The organism is Streptomyces sp. NPDC020958, assembly GCF_055562175.1.
Window position 1 is genome coordinate 306,765 of record NZ_JBVHFU010000001.1, and the last position, 16,483, is coordinate 323,247.

General features: G+C 72.2%; 17 protein-coding genes and 1 pseudogene. 12 read left to right on the forward strand and 6 right to left on the reverse strand.

The window, feature by feature from the left end; genetic code table 11:
* Window position 1 precedes the first annotated feature (1 nt).
* Entirely contained in the window at window positions 2–2,086 is a 2,085-nt protein-coding gene (locus ACZ3KP_RS01420; protein ID WP_467495417.1) for a xanthine dehydrogenase family protein molybdopterin-binding subunit, read from the forward strand.
* Here ACZ3KP_RS01420 and ACZ3KP_RS01425 read toward each other — a convergent pair.
* Window positions 2,064–3,833: an MFS transporter gene (locus ACZ3KP_RS01425; RefSeq protein ID WP_467495419.1), complete on the reverse strand. Its 1,770-nt coding sequence runs from the start codon at window positions 3,831–3,833 to the stop codon at window positions 2,064–2,066. The two genes, ACZ3KP_RS01420 and ACZ3KP_RS01425, sit on opposite strands and share 23 nt — an antisense overlap.
* On the reverse strand, window positions 3,830–4,261 hold the full coding sequence (locus ACZ3KP_RS01430) for a MarR family winged helix-turn-helix transcriptional regulator (protein ID WP_467495421.1): 432 nt from the start codon (window positions 4,259–4,261) through the stop codon (window positions 3,830–3,832). Before ACZ3KP_RS01430 ends, ACZ3KP_RS01425 begins: the two co-directional genes overlap by 4 nt.
* Window positions 4,262–4,406: 145 nt before the next feature.
* On the opposite strand from ACZ3KP_RS01430, the gene ACZ3KP_RS01435 reads away from it, so the two are divergent.
* The 3 genes from ACZ3KP_RS01435 (at window position 4,407) to ACZ3KP_RS01445 (ending at window position 6,068) form a co-directional block, all read left to right on the forward strand.
* Window positions 4,407–4,976: a TetR/AcrR family transcriptional regulator gene (locus ACZ3KP_RS01435; RefSeq protein ID WP_467495423.1), complete on the forward strand. Its 570-nt coding sequence runs from the start codon at window positions 4,407–4,409 to the stop codon at window positions 4,974–4,976.
* A 211-nt stretch (window positions 4,977–5,187) separates the two neighbouring features.
* Window positions 5,188–5,586 (forward strand): nuclear transport factor 2 family protein, encoded by a 399-nt coding sequence (locus ACZ3KP_RS01440; protein ID WP_467495425.1) that lies wholly within the window; start codon window positions 5,188–5,190, stop codon window positions 5,584–5,586.
* A 299-nt stretch (window positions 5,587–5,885) separates the two neighbouring features.
* On the forward strand, window positions 5,886–6,068 hold the full coding sequence (locus ACZ3KP_RS01445) for a hypothetical protein (protein ID WP_467495427.1): 183 nt from the start codon (window positions 5,886–5,888) through the stop codon (window positions 6,066–6,068).
* 133 nt (window positions 6,069–6,201) lie between these two features.
* Here the strand turns inward: ACZ3KP_RS01445 and ACZ3KP_RS01450 are convergent, their stop codons facing one another.
* Both ACZ3KP_RS01450 and ACZ3KP_RS01455 read right to left on the reverse strand, forming a co-directional pair.
* Complete coding sequence (locus ACZ3KP_RS01450; RefSeq protein WP_467495429.1) at window positions 6,202–7,128, reverse strand: MBL fold metallo-hydrolase; 927 nt, start codon at window positions 7,126–7,128, stop codon at window positions 6,202–6,204.
* Window positions 7,129–7,152: 24 nt separating this feature from the next.
* Window positions 7,153–8,418 (reverse strand): MFS transporter, encoded by a 1,266-nt coding sequence (locus ACZ3KP_RS01455; protein WP_467495431.1) that lies wholly within the window; start codon window positions 8,416–8,418, stop codon window positions 7,153–7,155.
* 104 nt (window positions 8,419–8,522) lie between these two features.
* Between ACZ3KP_RS01455 and ACZ3KP_RS01460 the strand changes: the two genes are divergently transcribed.
* From ACZ3KP_RS01460 to ACZ3KP_RS01475, 4 genes are all read left to right on the forward strand, one after another.
* Window positions 8,523–8,732, forward strand: a complete 210-nt coding sequence (locus ACZ3KP_RS01460) for a hypothetical protein (protein WP_467495433.1) — start codon at window positions 8,523–8,525, stop codon at window positions 8,730–8,732.
* Window positions 8,719–10,110 (forward strand): amidase, encoded by a 1,392-nt coding sequence (locus ACZ3KP_RS01465; protein ID WP_467495435.1) that lies wholly within the window; start codon window positions 8,719–8,721, stop codon window positions 10,108–10,110. Before ACZ3KP_RS01460 ends, ACZ3KP_RS01465 begins: the two co-directional genes overlap by 14 nt.
* Window positions 10,111–10,377: 267 nt before the next feature.
* Window positions 10,378–10,929, forward strand: a complete 552-nt coding sequence (locus ACZ3KP_RS01470; RefSeq protein WP_467496742.1) for a TetR/AcrR family transcriptional regulator — start codon at window positions 10,378–10,380, stop codon at window positions 10,927–10,929.
* Window positions 10,930–11,091: 162 nt separating this feature from the next.
* Entirely contained in the window at window positions 11,092–11,253 is a 162-nt protein-coding gene (locus ACZ3KP_RS01475) for a hypothetical protein (protein WP_467495437.1), read from the forward strand.
* A 168-nt stretch (window positions 11,254–11,421) separates the two neighbouring features.
* Here the strand turns inward: ACZ3KP_RS01475 and ACZ3KP_RS01480 are convergent, their stop codons facing one another.
* Window positions 11,422–12,114: a TetR/AcrR family transcriptional regulator gene (locus ACZ3KP_RS01480; RefSeq protein ID WP_467495439.1), complete on the reverse strand. Its 693-nt coding sequence runs from the start codon at window positions 12,112–12,114 to the stop codon at window positions 11,422–11,424.
* A gap of 134 nt (window positions 12,115–12,248) precedes the next feature.
* On the opposite strand from ACZ3KP_RS01480, the gene ACZ3KP_RS01485 reads away from it, so the two are divergent.
* The 4 genes and pseudogenes from ACZ3KP_RS01485 (at window position 12,249) to ACZ3KP_RS01500 (ending at window position 14,524) form a co-directional block, all read left to right on the forward strand.
* Window positions 12,249–12,863 (forward strand): NAD(P)-dependent oxidoreductase, encoded by a 615-nt coding sequence (locus tag ACZ3KP_RS01485; RefSeq protein WP_467495441.1) that lies wholly within the window; start codon window positions 12,249–12,251, stop codon window positions 12,861–12,863.
* Window positions 12,864–13,093: 230 nt separating this feature from the next.
* Window positions 13,094–13,564 (forward strand): annotated as a pseudogene (locus tag ACZ3KP_RS01490) (SDR family NAD(P)-dependent oxidoreductase); the annotation flags it as partial.
* A 174-nt stretch (window positions 13,565–13,738) separates the two neighbouring features.
* Complete coding sequence (gene panD, locus ACZ3KP_RS01495; protein ID WP_358982945.1) at window positions 13,739–14,158, forward strand: aspartate 1-decarboxylase; 420 nt, start codon at window positions 13,739–13,741, stop codon at window positions 14,156–14,158.
* A gap of 21 nt (window positions 14,159–14,179) precedes the next feature.
* The gene (locus ACZ3KP_RS01500) at window positions 14,180–14,524 is read left to right on the forward strand and encodes a GNAT family N-acetyltransferase (protein ID WP_358982947.1); all 345 of its coding nucleotides are present in this window, start codon (window positions 14,180–14,182) and stop codon (window positions 14,522–14,524) included.
* A gap of 493 nt (window positions 14,525–15,017) precedes the next feature.
* Here ACZ3KP_RS01500 and gndA read toward each other — a convergent pair whose 3' ends face one another.
* Window positions 15,018–16,457 (reverse strand): NADP-dependent phosphogluconate dehydrogenase, encoded by a 1,440-nt coding sequence (gndA, locus tag ACZ3KP_RS01505; RefSeq protein ID WP_467495444.1) that lies wholly within the window; start codon window positions 16,455–16,457, stop codon window positions 15,018–15,020.
* Window positions 16,458–16,483 lie beyond the last annotated feature (26 nt).

Genomic DNA, 16,483 nt, shown 5'->3' on the forward strand with positions numbered 1-16,483 from the left:
CATGGCCCGCACCGCACTCGGCGACCCGGCCGAGCGCCGGGAAGGGCTCGCCAAGGTCAAAGGCGCCGCCCGCTACGCCGCCGAGCACCCCCTGTCCGGCCGCGTGCACGCCCGGGCCGTCCCCGCCTCCGTGATCCGCGGCCGGATCACCGCCGTCGACACCGGCCCCGCCCGCGCCGTCCCCGGCGTGCTCACCGTCCTCACCCACGAGAACGCCCCGCGCCTGGTCGAACCCGACGACGCCACCCTCGCCCTGCTCCAGGGTCCCGACGTACCGCACCGCGGCTGGTGCGTCGCCCTGGTCGTCGCCGAGACCCCCGAGGCGGCCCGGGCCGGCGCCGACGCCGTCCAGGTCGGCTACGAGACCGCCGACCACGACGTGGTGCTCGTCCCCGGGCATCCCGCCACCCGTGAACCCGACGAGGCCAACGGCGGCCAGCCCGCCCGCCACCGGCACGGCGAGCCGGAGTCCGCCTTCGGCCGGTCCGCCGTCCGGGTGGACGTCACCTACCGCACCGAGCCCCTGCACAACCACCCGATGGAACCCCACGCCAGCACCGCCCACTGGGACCGCGGCCGGCTGACCGTGTACACCTCCAGCCAGGGCACCAGCGACGTCCGCAGCGTGCTGGCCGGGCTGTTCGCGCTGCCCGTCGACCGGGTCACCGTACGCGCCGAGCACGTCGGCGGCGGCTTCGGCTCCAAGGGCTCCGCGCGACCGGACGTGGTCCTCGCCGCCATGGCCGCCCGCCACACCGGCCGCCCCGTCACCGTGGCGTGGCCGCGCCGCGGCATGCCCACGACGGTCGGCCACCGCGCCCCGACCCTCAACCGGCTGCGGCTGGGCGCCACCTCGGACGGGAGACTGACGGCCCTCCTGCACGACGTGACCACCCACACCTCACCGGTCAGGTCGTTCGTCGAGCTGGCGGGCACCACCTCGGGCGTCATGTACGCCACGCCGAACCTGGCCATCGCCCACCACGTCGTCCCGCTGGACGTACCCAGCCCGTCCTGGATGCGCGCCCCGGGTGAGGCGACCGGGATGTACGCCCTGGAATCGGCGATCGACGAACTCGCCGACGAACTGGGCATGGACCCGATCGAGCTGCGGATACGCAACGAACCCGACCGCGAACCCGCCGGCGGGCAGCCCTTCAGCAGCAGGCACCTCGTGGAGTGCCTGCGCGAGGGCGCCCGCCGCTTCGACTGGCACCACCACGTGCGGCGCGCCGAGGGCCCGCTGCTGATCGGCACCGGGGTTGCCGCCGCCACCTACCCGGTCATGGTCTCCCCGTGCACGGCCACCGCCGAGGCCAGGCCGGACGGCACCTTCGTCGTCCGGGTGAACGCCTCCGACATCGGGACCGGCGCCCGGACCGTCCTCGCCCAGATAGCCGCCGACGCCCTCGGCGCACCCCTCGACCGGGTCCGTACCGAGATAGGCGACAGCGATCTGCCCCAGGCGCCGGTGGCCGGCGGCTCGTCCGGGACCGCGTCCTGGGGCTGGGCCGTGCACGAGGCCTGCGCCCGGCTGCTGAACCGGCTCGCGGACCACACCGGCCCGCTGCCCGAGCGCGGGCTCGGCGTCCGCGCGGACACCGGCGGACGTGCCGACGCCGACAGCTCCTACGCCCGCCACGCGTTCGGCGCCCACTTCGCCGAGGTCGCCGTGGACACCGTCACCGGCGAGGTCCGGGTCCGCCGCCTCCTCGGCGTCTACGCGGCCGGCCACATCCTCAACCCCCGCACCGCGCGCTCCCAGTTCGTCGGCGCCATGACGATGGGCCTGGGCATGGCCCTGACCGAGGGCAGCACGCTGGACCCGGCCCACGGCGACTTCGCGGAGGCCGACCTCGCCTCCTACCACGTCCCCACGCACGCCGACGTCCCCGACATCGAGGCGCACTGGATCGACGAGGACGACCCCCACCTCAACCCCATGGGCAGCAAGGGCATCGGCGAGATCGGCATCGTCGGCACCCCCGCCGCCATCGGCAACGCCGTCCACCACGCCATCGGCAGCCGCATCCGCACCCTGCCGCTGACCCCGGACCGGGTCCTCACCGCTTTGAACGCACGGTGACCCGCGCGGCGGGGGCCGCTCGGCCACCGCCGGCCCGGTGGCCGCCGCGCAGTGCCGACGCCACGGCGGAGACCAGGGCCATGCCCGCGGCCACGCCGAAGACGATGCCCAGGCCGTGGTGGAAGGGGCCGGACACAAGACGCGGGAAGAAGGTGTGCCCGGTCAGGGTCGCCCGCTGGGCCGCCGTCACGTGGTCCAGGACGCCCTCGGACGCCAGCAGGTGCTGGATCGGGTTGTCGCCGAGGAACGTCGCGAACAGCGTGCTCACCGGCGGCAGCGACGCCGCGTGCGCGGCGGAGGCGGCCGGCACGCCGTGCGCCGTGAGCCCGCTGTGCAGCGTGTCCGGCAGCGAGGCGGCCAGCCCGGACACCATCAGCGAGAAGAACACCCCGATGGACAGCGCCGTACCGGAGTTCTGGAAGGTGGAGCGCATCCCCGAGGCGACGCCCCGGTACTCGGCGGGCACACTGCCCATGATCGAGGACGTGTTGGGCGCCGAGAACATGCCCTGGCCGAGCCCGTTGAGCAGCAGCAGCGCCGCGAACAGCCCGTAGGGGAAGTCGACGGGCAGCGCCAGCAGCCCCAGGAAGGACAGGGCGACGACCAGCAGTCCCGCGGTGGAGAACAGCCGGGCCCCGAACCGGTCCGACAGGTAGCCGGAGACCGGGCCCGCGACGAGGAAGCCGAGGGTGAGCGGCAGCATGAAGACGCCGGCCCACAGCGGGGTGTCCGCGAAGTCGTAGCCGTGCAGGGGCAGCCAGATGCCCTGCAGCCAGATGATCAGCATGAACTGGAGGCCGCCGCGTGCGATCGCGGTCAGCAGGGCCGCGAGGTTGCCCGCGGCGAACGCCCGCACCCGGAACAGGGCCAGGTCGAACATGGGCTCGGCGACCCGGGTCTCGATGACGCAGAACGCCAGCAGCAGCAGGACACCGCCGATCAGGCCGCCGAGCACCCAGGGGTTGCGCCAGCCGGTGGCGCTGTCGCCGTAGGGCTGGATGCCGTAGGTGATGCCGGCCAGCAGGATGCCGGCGCCCGCCGCGAAGGTGAGGTTGCCCAGCCAGTCGATCCGGCCGGGGCGGCCCGTCGAGGTCTCCCGCAGGCTCAGGTACGACCAGACGGTCCCCGTGATGCTGACCGGGACGCTCACCCAGAACACGGCACGCCAGTCGACGACGGCCAGCAGCCCGCCGGCAAGCAGACCGAGGAACTGCCCGGCCAGCGCGGTGATCTGGTTGATGCCGAGGGCCATGCCGCGCTGCCGGGCCGGGAACGCGTCGGTGAGGATGGCGGCCGAGTTGGCGGTGAGCATGGACCCGCCGAACGCCTGCACGATCCGCCACAGGATGAGCCACAGGGCGCCGGCCCCCGCCCGGAACGGGTCGAGCGACAGCGCGACCGAGGCGCACGCGAAGACCAGGAAGCCGAGGTTGTAGATCTTCACCCGCCCGAACATGTCGCCGAGCCGGCCGAGCACGACGACCAGCACGGCGGAGACCAGCAGGTACCCCAGGATCATCCAGAGCAGATAGCCGATGTTGCCCGGCGCGAGCGGGTCGAGGCCGATCCCGCGGAAGATCGCCGGCAGCGAGATGATCACGATCGAGGCGTCCATCGTGGCGATCAGGACGCCCAGCGTGGTGTTCGACAGCGCGACCCACTTGTAGCCGGGCCCCGGCGGGGTCTCCTTGTGGCGGACCGGGCGCAGCGAGCCGGGCCGCCCCCCGGCGGGCGTCCGTGCGCTCACAGCCGTTCCGTCAGCCGTCCGAGCACGGGCAGGGCCGCCGCGAGGGCCGCCCGTTCCGCGGCCGAGAGCTCGTCGATCACCGTCGCGAGGCGCTGCACCGACTCCGAGCGCCGCTCGGCGAGCACGGCCCGCCCGTCCTCGGTGACGGCCACGATGCTCCGCCGCCCGTCCGCGGCGTCGGGGGTGCGGCCCACCAGGCCGCGCTGTTCGAGCTGGGCGAGGGTGCTTGCCATGGCCTGCGGCCGGACCCGCTCCATCTCGGCGAGCGCGGTGGGGGAGTCAGGTCCGCCGGCGGCGAGGCGCGCGAGCACGGACACCCCGGAGAGCGAGATGTCCCCGACGGCATGGGCCTGCCGCAGCCGCCGCGTCACCCGCCCGACCGCGAGCCGCAGCTCGGAGGCCAGCCGGGAGGTCTCATCCGTCTCCATATCTACTAACACTAGGTTTATCAGCCTGGACTGTTCAACCAATCGTCAGTAAATCTGACCCGTGGTCCCGGCTGCGGGGAGGCTGCGGCGCAAGGTCGTAAACCGTTCGGTTTCCACGGGGCCGGAATCGCGTTACCCTCGCGCCATGACCACCGACGCGAAGGCAAGCTCCCGGCAGCGGCTGCTGGAGGCGGCAGCCACCCTCACTTACCGAGACGGTGTCGGCATCGGCGTCGACGCGCTGTGCAAGGCGGCGGGGGTGTCGAAGCGCTCCATGTACCAGTTGTTCGAGAGCAAGGACGAACTGCTGGCGGCGAGCCTGGAGGAACGCGCCGCCGCCTACGCCGCGACGCTCCTGCCGCCGCCGGACGACAGCCGTCCACCCCGCGAGCGGATCATGCACGTCTTCGACCGGCTGGAGGCGCAGGCGGGTGCGCCGGACTTCCAGGGCTGCCGTTACCTCGCCGTGCAGATCGAGCTCAAGGACCAGAACCACCCGGCGAGCCGGGTGGCCCACCGGGTCAAGGAGAGCCTGACCGCCTTCTTCCGCGCCGAGGCCGAACGGGGTGGCGCGACCGACCCCGATCTGCTGGCCAGGCAGCTCACCCTGGTCTTCGACGGCGTCAGCGCCCGCGCGGGAATCAAGGCGGACACGCCCACCGGGCTGGTCGCTCCCACCGTGACGGTCCTGCTCGACGCGGCCCACCTGCGCTGACCCGTCGCGGAGCCGGGGGCGGTCCCGGTACCGCCCCCGGCCGGGCGGTACCGGCGTTCCTCGGCGTCTTCGGGCCCGAACCCGGCCGATTGCCATTGTGGGGTGTGCCCTTTTGACGTCACCGCGGGACGGCGGCGTTCAGATCGCCGGGGGTGGGGAAGGCGCGGTTGGCAAGGGTCGTGCGCCGCAGTCCGATCAGGAAGTCCGCACCATGGCTCACACCGCACAAGCGACAGCCGTCCCCGGCTGGGTCCTGAAGTTCATGGACGCCATCGACGCCCTGGAGTTCGGCGAGGGCTTCGCGCCACTGACCGACAACACCGACATGTACTTCGGTGCCGCGCACATCCACGGCGTCGAGGCCATCAAGGAGTTCTTCGTCAAGATCGACGCGCCGCTGGTCATCAGGCATGAGGTCCTGGAGTTCTGGACCGCGGGCGACGGCGTCCGTCTGCTGCGCGGTGAGGCGGTCATGGCCAAGAAGAGCGAACCGGAGCGGGTGGTGCGCGCCCCCTTCATGCACATCTTCTACCTCGACAGGGAAGAGCCGGTGCGCATCCGGACGCTCCGTGTCACCGCGGGCCCACTGCAGACCGACGCCGTGATGTGACCCGCCCCAGGGCAAGGCCTCCGCGAGGTCGCGGCTTGCCGGTCACCGTGCAGAACTCGTCGATGTCGCGGGTGCGGCCCGTGTCCGCGCAGGTGCCTCGCGTACGGTAGTGACGGACCTGGGTGGCGTTCCCCGGTCCAGGCCCGCGGGGCGGTATCTGCACGCGACCCAGGGAGGGCAGTGATGACCGAGCACACCGCGCGAACTCCGGCTGCTCCAGACGTCCTGACTGATCCACTCCGCAACCGGGGCGTGGGGTTCACGCAGGCGCAGCGCGCATACGGGTGATGCCGACGGAGATGCGCGCGGCGTTCGACTTCACCAACAGCCTTCGCGGCCTGGTGCCGGGCGCCGATGAAGGCCGCACGCTGTACGTGACCACCGACGGCGGCACGACCGCCCCGCCGCAGGGCGTCGTCCGCAACGCCGCCCTTCTCCGCGTCGAGGCAGTGATGGTCACCGGAGAAAGGTCTGTGATCTGACCCTCTGGGCTGCGCACTCTGTGGACGAGGAGGACGCGCCGGTGGTCGGCCGGGTCGAGTTCGTCGCGGGCAAAGCGGTGCTCCGTGCCGAGGCTCGCCGGTGCCGTGTCATTCGTTGGCGGCCGTCGCCGGGTCAGTGCGGGCTGGCGGGGACGGGGGAGAGTCGGTAGCCGCCCTCATGGGAAACGACGCGGCCGGCGGTGGGCGGTGCGAAGTGGGTGCCCAGGACGAGGGTGTCCGTGTCGGCGAGCGAGGCGATCAGCTGTAGGCGCGAGGTCTCGGACTGCTCAGGGTCGATGTCGACGCAGGCGCCGATGGCCGGGTGGGCGAGCTGGACGGGGTGGTGGATGCAGTCGCCGGTGATCAGAGCCGTCCGGCCGTGGCTGGTCAGCTCGACGGCGACGTGGCCGGGGGTGTGACCGGGGGTGGGGAGCAGGCGCAGGCCGGGGGCCACGGCGAGGCCCTCGGCGGGCACGTCGACGAGGTCGAGCAGTCCCGCCTCCTCCACGGGGATCACGGAGTCGCGGAACATCTGCTCGCGTGCCTCGTCCATGTCGTACCCGGCCCAGAACTCCCGCTCGGTGCGGGAGGCCAGGTAACGGGCGTGGGGGAAGGTGGGCACCCAATCACCGTCCACCTCCTGCGTGTTCCAGCCGACGTGGTCGGCGTGCAGGTGGGTGAGGATCACCAGGTCGACCGAGTCCGGGGGGAATCCGGCGGCGGCCAGGCGCTGCAGGTAGTCGGTGTCCAGGCCATGCCAGGCGGGGTTGGCCCGCTCCTTGCCGTTGCCGATGCCGGTGTCGACCAGGATGCGCAGGCCGCCGAGGGTGAACGCGAAGCTGTGACTGTCGATGCGGAGGGTGCCCTCGTCGTCGGCGAAGTGGGGACGCAGCCAGTCCTGCGCGGCGACGAGGTCCGGGGTGGCGTCGGGCAGCAGCCACGGTCCGGTGGCGGGCGGCAGGAGGACCTCGTCGATGCGGTGGACGGTGACGTCGCCCACGGCCCAGGAGGGGGCGGAGGTCAGCTCGGTGGCCGGGTGGTCGGGGTGGGCGGTGTTCATGATCGTTCTGTCCTCTGGGTCTCGTCACGGAAGGTCGTTGTGCGCGTGGTGGACTGTCCTGCCCCTTGGCACGGTGAGTGCGGCCAGGGCCGCGACGGCGAGCAGGGCGGCGGCGACGGCATAGGCATGGGCGGCGGTGCGCAGCCCGTAGTGCTGGGTGGCGGCGCCCGCGGCGATGGCGGGCAGGCTCATGGAGAGGTAGCTGAGAACGTAGTAGGCGGCCAGGGTCGCGGCACGGTCCTGCGCGTCGAGGGAGGCGAGCGTCATGCGCAGCGCCCCTTGGGAGACGGCGCCGAAGGCGATCCCGGCCAGAGCCGCGCCGCCATAGACGGCGGGCAGGCCGGCGCCGTGCAGACCGCTCAGCGTCAGGGCCGCGGCGGGTACGACCGCCAGGCTCCCGCCGGTGGCGGCGGCGTACGGCGGCGTACGCCGCAGAATCCACACGGTGGGCGTGGCCGCGGCGGTCAGCGTGAAGAAGACCATGCCGCCGGCCGCCTGCGGGGCACCGGGGGCCATCAGGCGCACGAGCGCCGGCCCGAGGGAGGAGTAGAAGCCGCCCAGGGCCCAGACGGCGACGACACCGGTACCGGCCGCCAGCAGAGCGCGACGCGCCGACGGGGGCACGGCTGGCTGAGGGCGCAGCGAGCTCAGGGCGCCAGGGTGCGGGCGGGCCGTCTCCGTCGTGAACATGACCGCGACCGCCTGGGCGGCGAAGAGGACCGCGAGCACGACGTACACGGTGACCGTGGGGGCGGGCACGAAACGGACGAAAAGGGTGGAGGCCAGGACACCGGCGGCCATGCCCGCCACCGGGGCGATGCTGTTGGCCAGGGCGGACCGGCCCGGACGCCGGGGATTTTCCAGGTCGAGGAGGGCCGCGCCCGCGGCGCCGACGGCCGCGCCGGTGGCCGCCCCCTGCAGGACGCGGGCGGCGGTCAGCGCACCGGCGCCGTCCGCCGAGGCCAGCAGCATCATGGAGGCGGCCTCGACCGCCAGGGCGCCCACCAGGACGGGGCGTCGTCCCAGGTGGTCGGAGAGTGCTCCGGTGGTGAGCAGGGCCAGCAGCAGGGCCAGAGCGTAGGCGCTGAACACCACGGTGATGGCGAGCGCGGACAGGTGCCAGGCGTCCTGGTAATGGGGGTAGAGCGGGGTGGGTGCACTGGATGCCGCGAGGAGTGCGGCCAGGACCGAGGTGTTCAGTACGAAGGACGCCGCGCGGTTGGCCGTGCGGGGGCGGGCGGCTTGAGAGGGGCGGCGTGGCGCGGGTGCTCGGGGTGTGGCGGTGGGCATGTGACTCCTCAAGCACTAAAGCAATGGGTTTGCTTTAAGAAAGCGTAGGCCCTACAGTGGACTAACGCAAATACTTAGCTTTTGTGGTCGAAAGAGAGAGATCCGTGTCCGCCGTAGAGCTCACCCCGCCGGAAGCGGCCCGCTGGGCCGCCCGCGCCGGGCTCCCGCTGCCTGCCGACCGCCACGCCGCGGTCGCGGCCACCGCCCACCACATCCACTCCGTCGTCGCGGTCCTGCGGGAGCTGGACTTCGGGGACACCCCGCCCGCCCCCGCCTACCGCGCGGAACAGGAGAAGCACGATGCAGCCGCATGAGCTGTCCCTGACCGCGGCCGCCGACGCGATCCGGGCACGGCAGCTGTCCCCCGTCGAGCTGGCGGACTCGGTCCTTGAGCGCATCGCACAGGCGGAGCCGCGCCTTCGGGCCTACGTCACCGTCACCGCCGAGCGCACCCGCACTGCCGCGCGTGCAGCCGAACACGACATCGCGGCCGGCCGCTACCTCGGTCCGCTGCACGGCATCCCCATGGGCGTCAAAGATCTGATCGACGTCGCGGGCGCGGCGACAACGGCCGGCTCCCGGGTCCGCGGCGGCCACAGTGCGCAGACCGACAGCACGGTCGCCGCGCGCCTGGCGGAGGCCGGTGCGGTCCTGCTGGGCAAGACGCACACGCACGAGTTCGCCTACGGCCTGACCACCCCACAGACCCACAACGCCTGGGACACAGGCCGGGTTGCCGGCGGATCCAGCGGCGGGTCAGCCGTTGCCGTCGCCGCGGGCATGGCCACCTTCGCCCTGGGCACCGACACCGGCGGATCCATCAGGGTGCCCGCCGCGCTCAACGGGGTCGTCGGCCTCAAGCCGACCTACGGGCTCGTCTCCCGCCACGGTGTCACGTCCCTGTCCTGGTCACTGGACCACGTCGGCCCGATCGCCCGCACGGTCGAGGACGCGGCCCTGGTCCTGGCCGTCCTGGCCGGACACGACCCCCGCGATCCCGCCTCCCTGACCACACCCGCCACGGACTACCGGCCGGATGCGGGCACGGACCTGACGGGGCTGCGGGTCGGCGTGCCGCGCACCTACTATTTCGATCAGGTCGCCCCCGAGGTCGAAGCCGCCGTCCGGCGTGCCATCGACCAGCTTCAGGCGCTCGGCGCACGCCTCGTCGAGGTGGAGATCCCCATGACGCGCTACATCCAGGCCACGCAGTGGGGTCTGATGGTGCCCGAGGCCACCGCCTACCACGAGGCGACCCTGCGCACGGTCCCCGAGCTCTACCAGGACGACGTCCGCGTCCTCCTCGAGGCCGGCGAACTGATGCCCGCCGGAGACTACCTGCGCGCCCAGCGCGCCCGCACCCTCATGCGGCAGGAATGGGCCCGCATGCTCACGGAGGTCGACGTGATCGCCGCCCCTACCGTCCCGGCGACCGCGGTCAGGGCCGGCCAGGAGACGATCACCTGGGCCGACGGCACCGTCGAGGGCGTCTCCGACGCCTACGTACGCCTGTCGTCCCCCGCCAACATCACCGGAGTACCGTCCCTGTCCGTGCCGGTCGGCCACGACACGGCGGGGCTGCCGATCGGCATGCAGCTGCTCGGGCGACCGCTCCAGGAGAGCGTGCTCCTACGGGTCGGCCACGCCTACGAGCAGACCCAGCCCGCCCACGAACTCGCACACGCGGCGTGAACGAAGGACGGGATCCGCGGGCGTTCCCCGAAAGTGCCCGAGCGGTGACGGCACCGAGGCCGATGGAGCGGACAGACTGCACCGCGCATCCCCCAGCGCGGAAGGACGACCAGCCCGGCGCCTGGACGACGTCTTTTGTGCGGGCGTGCACCGAGGCGGCGCTGAACCACACGACGCGCAGCGAGAGAGGCCGTCGAACGGTGGCCCGTCGGGTCACTACAGTAGACGCAATGATTTCGCTTTAAGGTGGGTGCCGTGAGCAGGCAGATGGTACGCCCCGGTGGGCGCAGCGCCCGGGTCCAGGCATCGGTGCACGCCGCCGTGCGCGAACTCGCCTCGGAGGTGGGCCGCGACGCCCTGACGGTACCGATGATCGCCCAGCGCGCGGGCGTGACGCCGTCGACGATCTACCGCCGCTGGGGGGATCTGCAGGAGCTGTTGTCGGACGTGGCCGTCGAGCGTCTGCGGCCCGAGACCGCGCCCGGGGACCACGGTGCCCTGCCGGCCGACCTGACGGCCTGGGCCGAGCAGTTCCTCGACGAGATGTCCTCCCCCGCCGGCCGCGCCTACATCCGTGACGCCCTGCTCGGCGACCCGGACGGCAGCAACGCCGGCCAGTGCTCGGCCTACGCCGCCGAACAGATCGACGTCATCCTCACCCGTGCGACAGAACGCGGGGAGAAGACGCCGGACGTCGAGACGGTCGTCGACGGCGTCGTCGCCCCGCTGATGTACCGCATCCTCTTCCGCCCGGACGGACTCGACGCCGCGTACGCGCGTCGGCTCGTGACAGCGGTCCTCGGCCCGACCGGCCGATGACCCCGGCGCTCTCCTCGGGTGGTGCGGCCGGTCTGGAAGCCGGACTGCGTCAGCTGTCCGCCGCGGAGTCGGCCTCCTCGGGACTGGCGGAGAGCCGGTGGAAAGCGGCGGCGTTGTCCCCAGAGCACGGCGTCGAGGTGTTCCTCGCCGACCATCTCGGCGATGAGGTTGAAGTCCTCGTCCACGCAGGGACGGCGAGAGGCCGTACAAGCCGCCGTGCTGACCATGGGGGTCGACGCGGTCATGTTCGCGGTCGACTACCCGTGCGAGGTGACGGCCTACGCGGTGGCCTCGATCGAGAAGGCTGACCTTCCCTTCAGGTGAAGGAGAAGATCGCCCATCTGAACGCCAGGCGTGTGCTGCGCATCTGACCGCAGCGCCTCATCGGCAAGGCCGCCCGGGTCGGGCAGGGGGTTCGGTCCGGAGGAGACGGCGTGGCGGGCGGCCGCTCGACAGCCGTGGGATGCTCGCCGAACGGCGCGTGATCGGCTGTCAGACGGAGTCCGGGGCCAGGCCCGGATCATCCCCGCGCTGGGGCAGGAGGGCCGTGATCTCGTCTGCCGGGCGGGCTGTGTGCAGGCTGAGCAGGTCGGCGATCAGGTCGTCCAGGGGCGGCCAGGGAATGTTCCCGTGGTCGTTGTAGAGGCTGACCAGACCGTGCAGCGCGGTCCAGAGCATGAGGCCGGCCTGCCACTGCTGCTCCGCCGAGGGCTGCCTGCGCTCTCCCTCGGCGGCGGCTGCCAGGGAGGCCACGACGGCCTCGAGCGGTTCGGCCCCGGCGCCGTGCGCTGATCCGGGGACAAGGTCGTCCGGCATCCGTCCGCCGAAGAGAGTGCGGTAATGGCCGGGCTGGTCGACTCCCCAGCGCACGTAGGCCGCGCACCGGGCGACGAGGTCGGCCAGTGGATCCGGGGCTGACTGCGCGGCCTGGTCCATCAGACGGGCCAGTTCCTCGTAGCGCAGCCGCAGCACGTGCTGGATCAATGCGCTCAGGTCGGGGAAGTGGCTGTAGATGCTGGCAGGTGCCACCCCGACCTCACGCGCTACCTGCCGCAGCGTCAGCGTCTCCGGCTGATCAAGGGTGGCCAGCAGCCTCGCCGCGGCGTCCACGAGCTGGGCCTTGAGAACCTGCCCCTGCCCCCGTGGATTGCGGCGACGGGGAGCGGAGCGCTCCTGAGACGACATCTTCGCCCTTTTCTGACCGGTGCGAACAGTTGAGCAACAGATGTTCACCGTACAGGCAGCTCACGCCTTGACATCACTAACCAACGGTTGTTTACTCATATAACCAACAGTTGTTCAGTTAAAGGTGAGTGATCATGCGCATAGCCGTACTCGGAGCGTCAGGGCGGACCGGCAGTGCGCTCGTCGACACAGCGCTGGCACGGGGACACGAGGTCGTGGCCCTGGTCCGGGCGCCGGCCAAGGTCACCGTGCCTGCGTCGGGGCGGGTCGAGGTCCGGAAGGCGGATGTCACCGACCCGCAGAGCTTCCCCGACCTGACCGACGTCGACGTCGTCGTCTCCGCCATCGGTGTCGGTAAGGGCGACGGCCCGGGCGCACTGGTCGCCGGGGCCAGGGTGCTCGCGGCGGCGGACGTGCGCGCGACGGTATGGCTCGGCGCACTGGGCTCGGGCGTGTCGAGTCGATCGGGTGGGCTGATCTATGCGGGGGTGATGCGGATGTTCGTCGGCTCGGAGCTGGCCGAGAAGGTCGAGGCCGACCGGATCGCCCTGGATGCCGGCGCCACGGTGTTCCACGCCCCGGACGTCACCGACGGCCCCCTCAGCCCTACCCGCCACATCGTGCCGCTGGCGGACCTGCGGCGTCCGCTGCTGCCGCCCCGGATCTCCCGGGCCTCGCTGGCCTCCCTGTTGCTGGACGAGGCCGAGACGGGCCGACACGGTAACGGAATCGTCGTACCCCTGAGTTAGTCATCGGTCGACGCGGCGGCTCCCGTTGTCCGCAGGGCGGGAGCGAACCACCACCGGCAACCGCGATCGCGGTTGTGCAGACAGCCGTGCCCGGCACCGACGCGTGACCGGGGGCTGCCCCTCTTCCCGCACGCCGAGGCCGACGGGCACCGGCCGTCGCGGTACCCCGAACAAGGTCACCTGGCGAATCGGGCATCGCCTGGTGCGAGTAACTGCATCGGAAGGTCATCGTGAGCAACTTCTCGGGAAAGATCGGACTCGTGACGGGTGCTGGAAGCGGAATCGGCCGCGCGACGGCGATCGAGCTGGCCCGGCAGGGCGCCACCGTCACCGACATCAACGAGGCAACAGCCGTCGAGACCACCGAAATGATCAGGAAGGACGGCGGAGAGGCACTGGCACTCAGCGTCGACATCGCCGACGAGGACGCGGTGCGGACGGCCATCGAACGCACGGTCGAGACGTACGGCGGCCTCGACTTCGCCGGAAACAACGCCGGCCTGGACTCGCACCACCGGCAGCTCGACCAGATGCCCCTGGAGGAGTTCGAGCGTGTGACCCACGTCAACCTGGGCGGGACCTTCCTCTGCATGAAGTACGAGCTGCCCGCCCTGCGCAGCCGCGGCGGCGGCGCGATCGTCAACGTCGCCTCCAACGGCGGCCTGTACGCGATCCCGACCGCCCCCGCCTACGTGGCGGCCAACCCAGCAAGGATCAAGGTTCGGAGGCACACGCTTGCTGCCCCGGGCACGTAGCCCGAGCCGAGTGCAGTCGATGTTCCTCGGTGTCTTCGAGTCCGATGCGTGCCCGTGTACAGTGAAGATCGCCCTTGACCTGCACAAAGCAGGCAGGGAGCCGTCTTCCAGGAGTCCAACGTGCTGCGAACTCTGTTCAAGTCGAAGATCCACCGCGCCACCGTCACCCAGGCCGACCTGCACTACGTGGGATCGGTGACCATCGACGCCGACCTGCTCGACGCCGCCGACCTGCTTCCCGGTGAGCTGGTCCACATCGTGGACATCACCAACGGGGCCCGCCTGGAGACCTACGTCATCGAGGGCGAGCGGGGCTCGGGGGTCGTCGGGATCAACGGTGCCGCCGCCCACCTCGTCCACCCCGGTGACCTGGTGATCATCATCAGCTACGCTCAGGTCACCGACGCCGAGGCGCGCACGTTTCGGCCGCGGGTCGTGCACGTCGACCGCGACAACCGGATCGTGGCGCTCGGCGCCGACCCGTCCGAGCCGGTACCGGGCTCGGACCAGGAGCGCAGCCCGCAGGCCGTAGCGGTCTGACCGGCGGACCAGGAGGGCGACATGAGCGACATCGAGATCCGCGACGACCGGGGGGCCGGACGTCTGGAGGCGGTCGCCGACGGCGAGGTCGTCGGCCGCATCGAGTACTTCGTGCTGGAGTCGCCCTCCCGGGCCCTCGTCCCCGTGCACACCATCGTGGAACCGGAACACGAGGGCAAGGGCATCGCGGGCTCCCTCGCCCGCGAGCTGTACGCCGTCTCCGAGCGCGAGAAGACCCCGGTGGCCCCGCTCTGCCCGTACGTCGTCAGGTGGGCCGAACGCCACCCGGACGTCGCCCCCACGCCCGACCCCGAGCTGCTGCGCGCGGCGAAGGAGTGGCTGGTGGCCCACCCCGGCCGCTTCTGAAGCCCCCGAGGCGGCGGCGCGGGCGGTGCGTGCCGCGAGGGTGACCGCCCCACCGGGGTGAGTGCGCGAGGCCGTGCCGGGTACGCGTGGGCAGTACACCAGAGGTGACATCGAGCCACTGGCGGAGGACGCCATGACGATCCCGCAGCCCGACCCCGTACCGCCGGGCCCCCCGCCCGGGCCGGGCCCCCAGCCTCCGGACCCCTATCCCAGTCCGGTCCCCGACCCGCAACCGCCTCCGGGCCCGGAGCCGGCCCCCACGCCGTCGCCGCCTGGCCCCGGCCCCACCCCGCCGGGCCCGGACCCCGCCCCGGCACCGCCGCCGCCAGGTCCCGCCCCGTCCCCGGTCCCACCCGGCCCGGAGCCGACCCCCTGCCCGGAACCGGGCCCGCCCCTCACCTGACGGGCCCCGGACCACGCAGGCCCCAGAAACGCGAGGGGCGCCGGTGAGCCGCGAAACCGCGGCTCACCGGCGCCCCGGCAGCCGTCGGCCCTACGCGCCGACCTCGCTGCGGTCCCCGCCCCACAGCGTGTGGAACGACCCCTCCCGGTCCACCCTGCGGTACGTGTGCGCGCCGAAGAAGTCCCGCTGGCCCTGGGTGAGCGCCGCGGGCAGCCGCTCCGCCCGCAGCGCGTCGTAGTACGCCAGCGCCGCCGAGAAGCCGGGCACCGCGACCCCCTGCCGGGTCGCCGCGATGATCACCTCACGCCAGTCGTCCTGCGCGTCGGCGATCTCCCGGGCGAACGTCTCGTCGGACAGCAGGCTGGGCAGGTCGGCGCGGGCGTCGTAGGCCGCGCGGATCCGGTCCAGGAACGCCGCCCGGATGATGCAGCCGCCCCGCCAGATCGCGGAGACCGCCCCGAGGTCGATGTTCCAGTCGTACTCGTCGCTGCCCGCCTGGATCTCGTGGAAGCCCTGCGTGTACGACACGATCTTCGACGCGTACAGCGCCTGCTCCACCCGGTCGGCGAACGCCGCCGCCTCGGCCTCGGACAGCGGGGTCGGCTTCGGGCCGGCCAGCTCGCGGGAGGCGGCGCGCAGGTCGGCATGGCCGGACAGGGAACGCGCGAACACCGCCTCGGCGATGCCCGACACCGGCACGCCCAGGTCGAGGGCGATCTGGACGGTCCACCGCCCGGTGCCCTTCTGCTCGGCCTGGTCCACCACCACGTCCACGAACGGCTTCCCGGTCGCCGCGTCCACGTGGGCCAGCACCTCGGCCGTGATCTCGATCAGGTACGAGTCGAGCCGGCCGGTGTTCCAGGTGCGGAAGATCTCCGCGATCTGCTCGGGGGAGTACCCGGCGACATCGCGCAGCAGCTGGTACGCCTCGCCGATCAGCTGCATGTCGGCGTACTCGATGCCGTTGTGCACCATCTTCACGAAGTGCCCGGCCCCGTCGGGGCCGCAGTGCGTGACGCAGGGCGCGCCGTCCGCCGCCTTCGCCGAGATCTTCTCCAGCATCGGGCCCAGCGAGTCGTACGACTCCTTCGGGCCGCCCGGCATGATGCTCGGTCCGTGCAGCGCGCCCTCCTCGCCGCCGGAGACCCCCATGCCGACGAAGTGGATGCCCTGCTCCCGCAGCGCCTTCTCGCGCCGCCGGGTGTCGGCGAAGTGCGCGTTGCCGCCGTCGATGATCATGTCGCCGGGCTCCAGGAGCGGGGCGAACTCCTCGATCACCGCGTCCGTGGGGCCGCCCGCCTTGACCATGATGACCAGCCGGCGCGGGCGTTCCAGCGCCTGGACGAACTCCTTCGCCGTCTCGGCCGCGATGAAGTCGCCCTCGTCCCCGAAGTTCTCCACCAGCTCGCGTGTCTTCGACACCGTGCGGTTGTGCAACGCCACGGTGTAGCCGTTGCGCGCGAAGTTCCGGGCGAGGTTGCGGCCCATGACCGCGAGACCCGTGACGCCGATCTGCGCCGAAGTGCTCATACCGCCTGCTCCTCAAAGATCGAGTC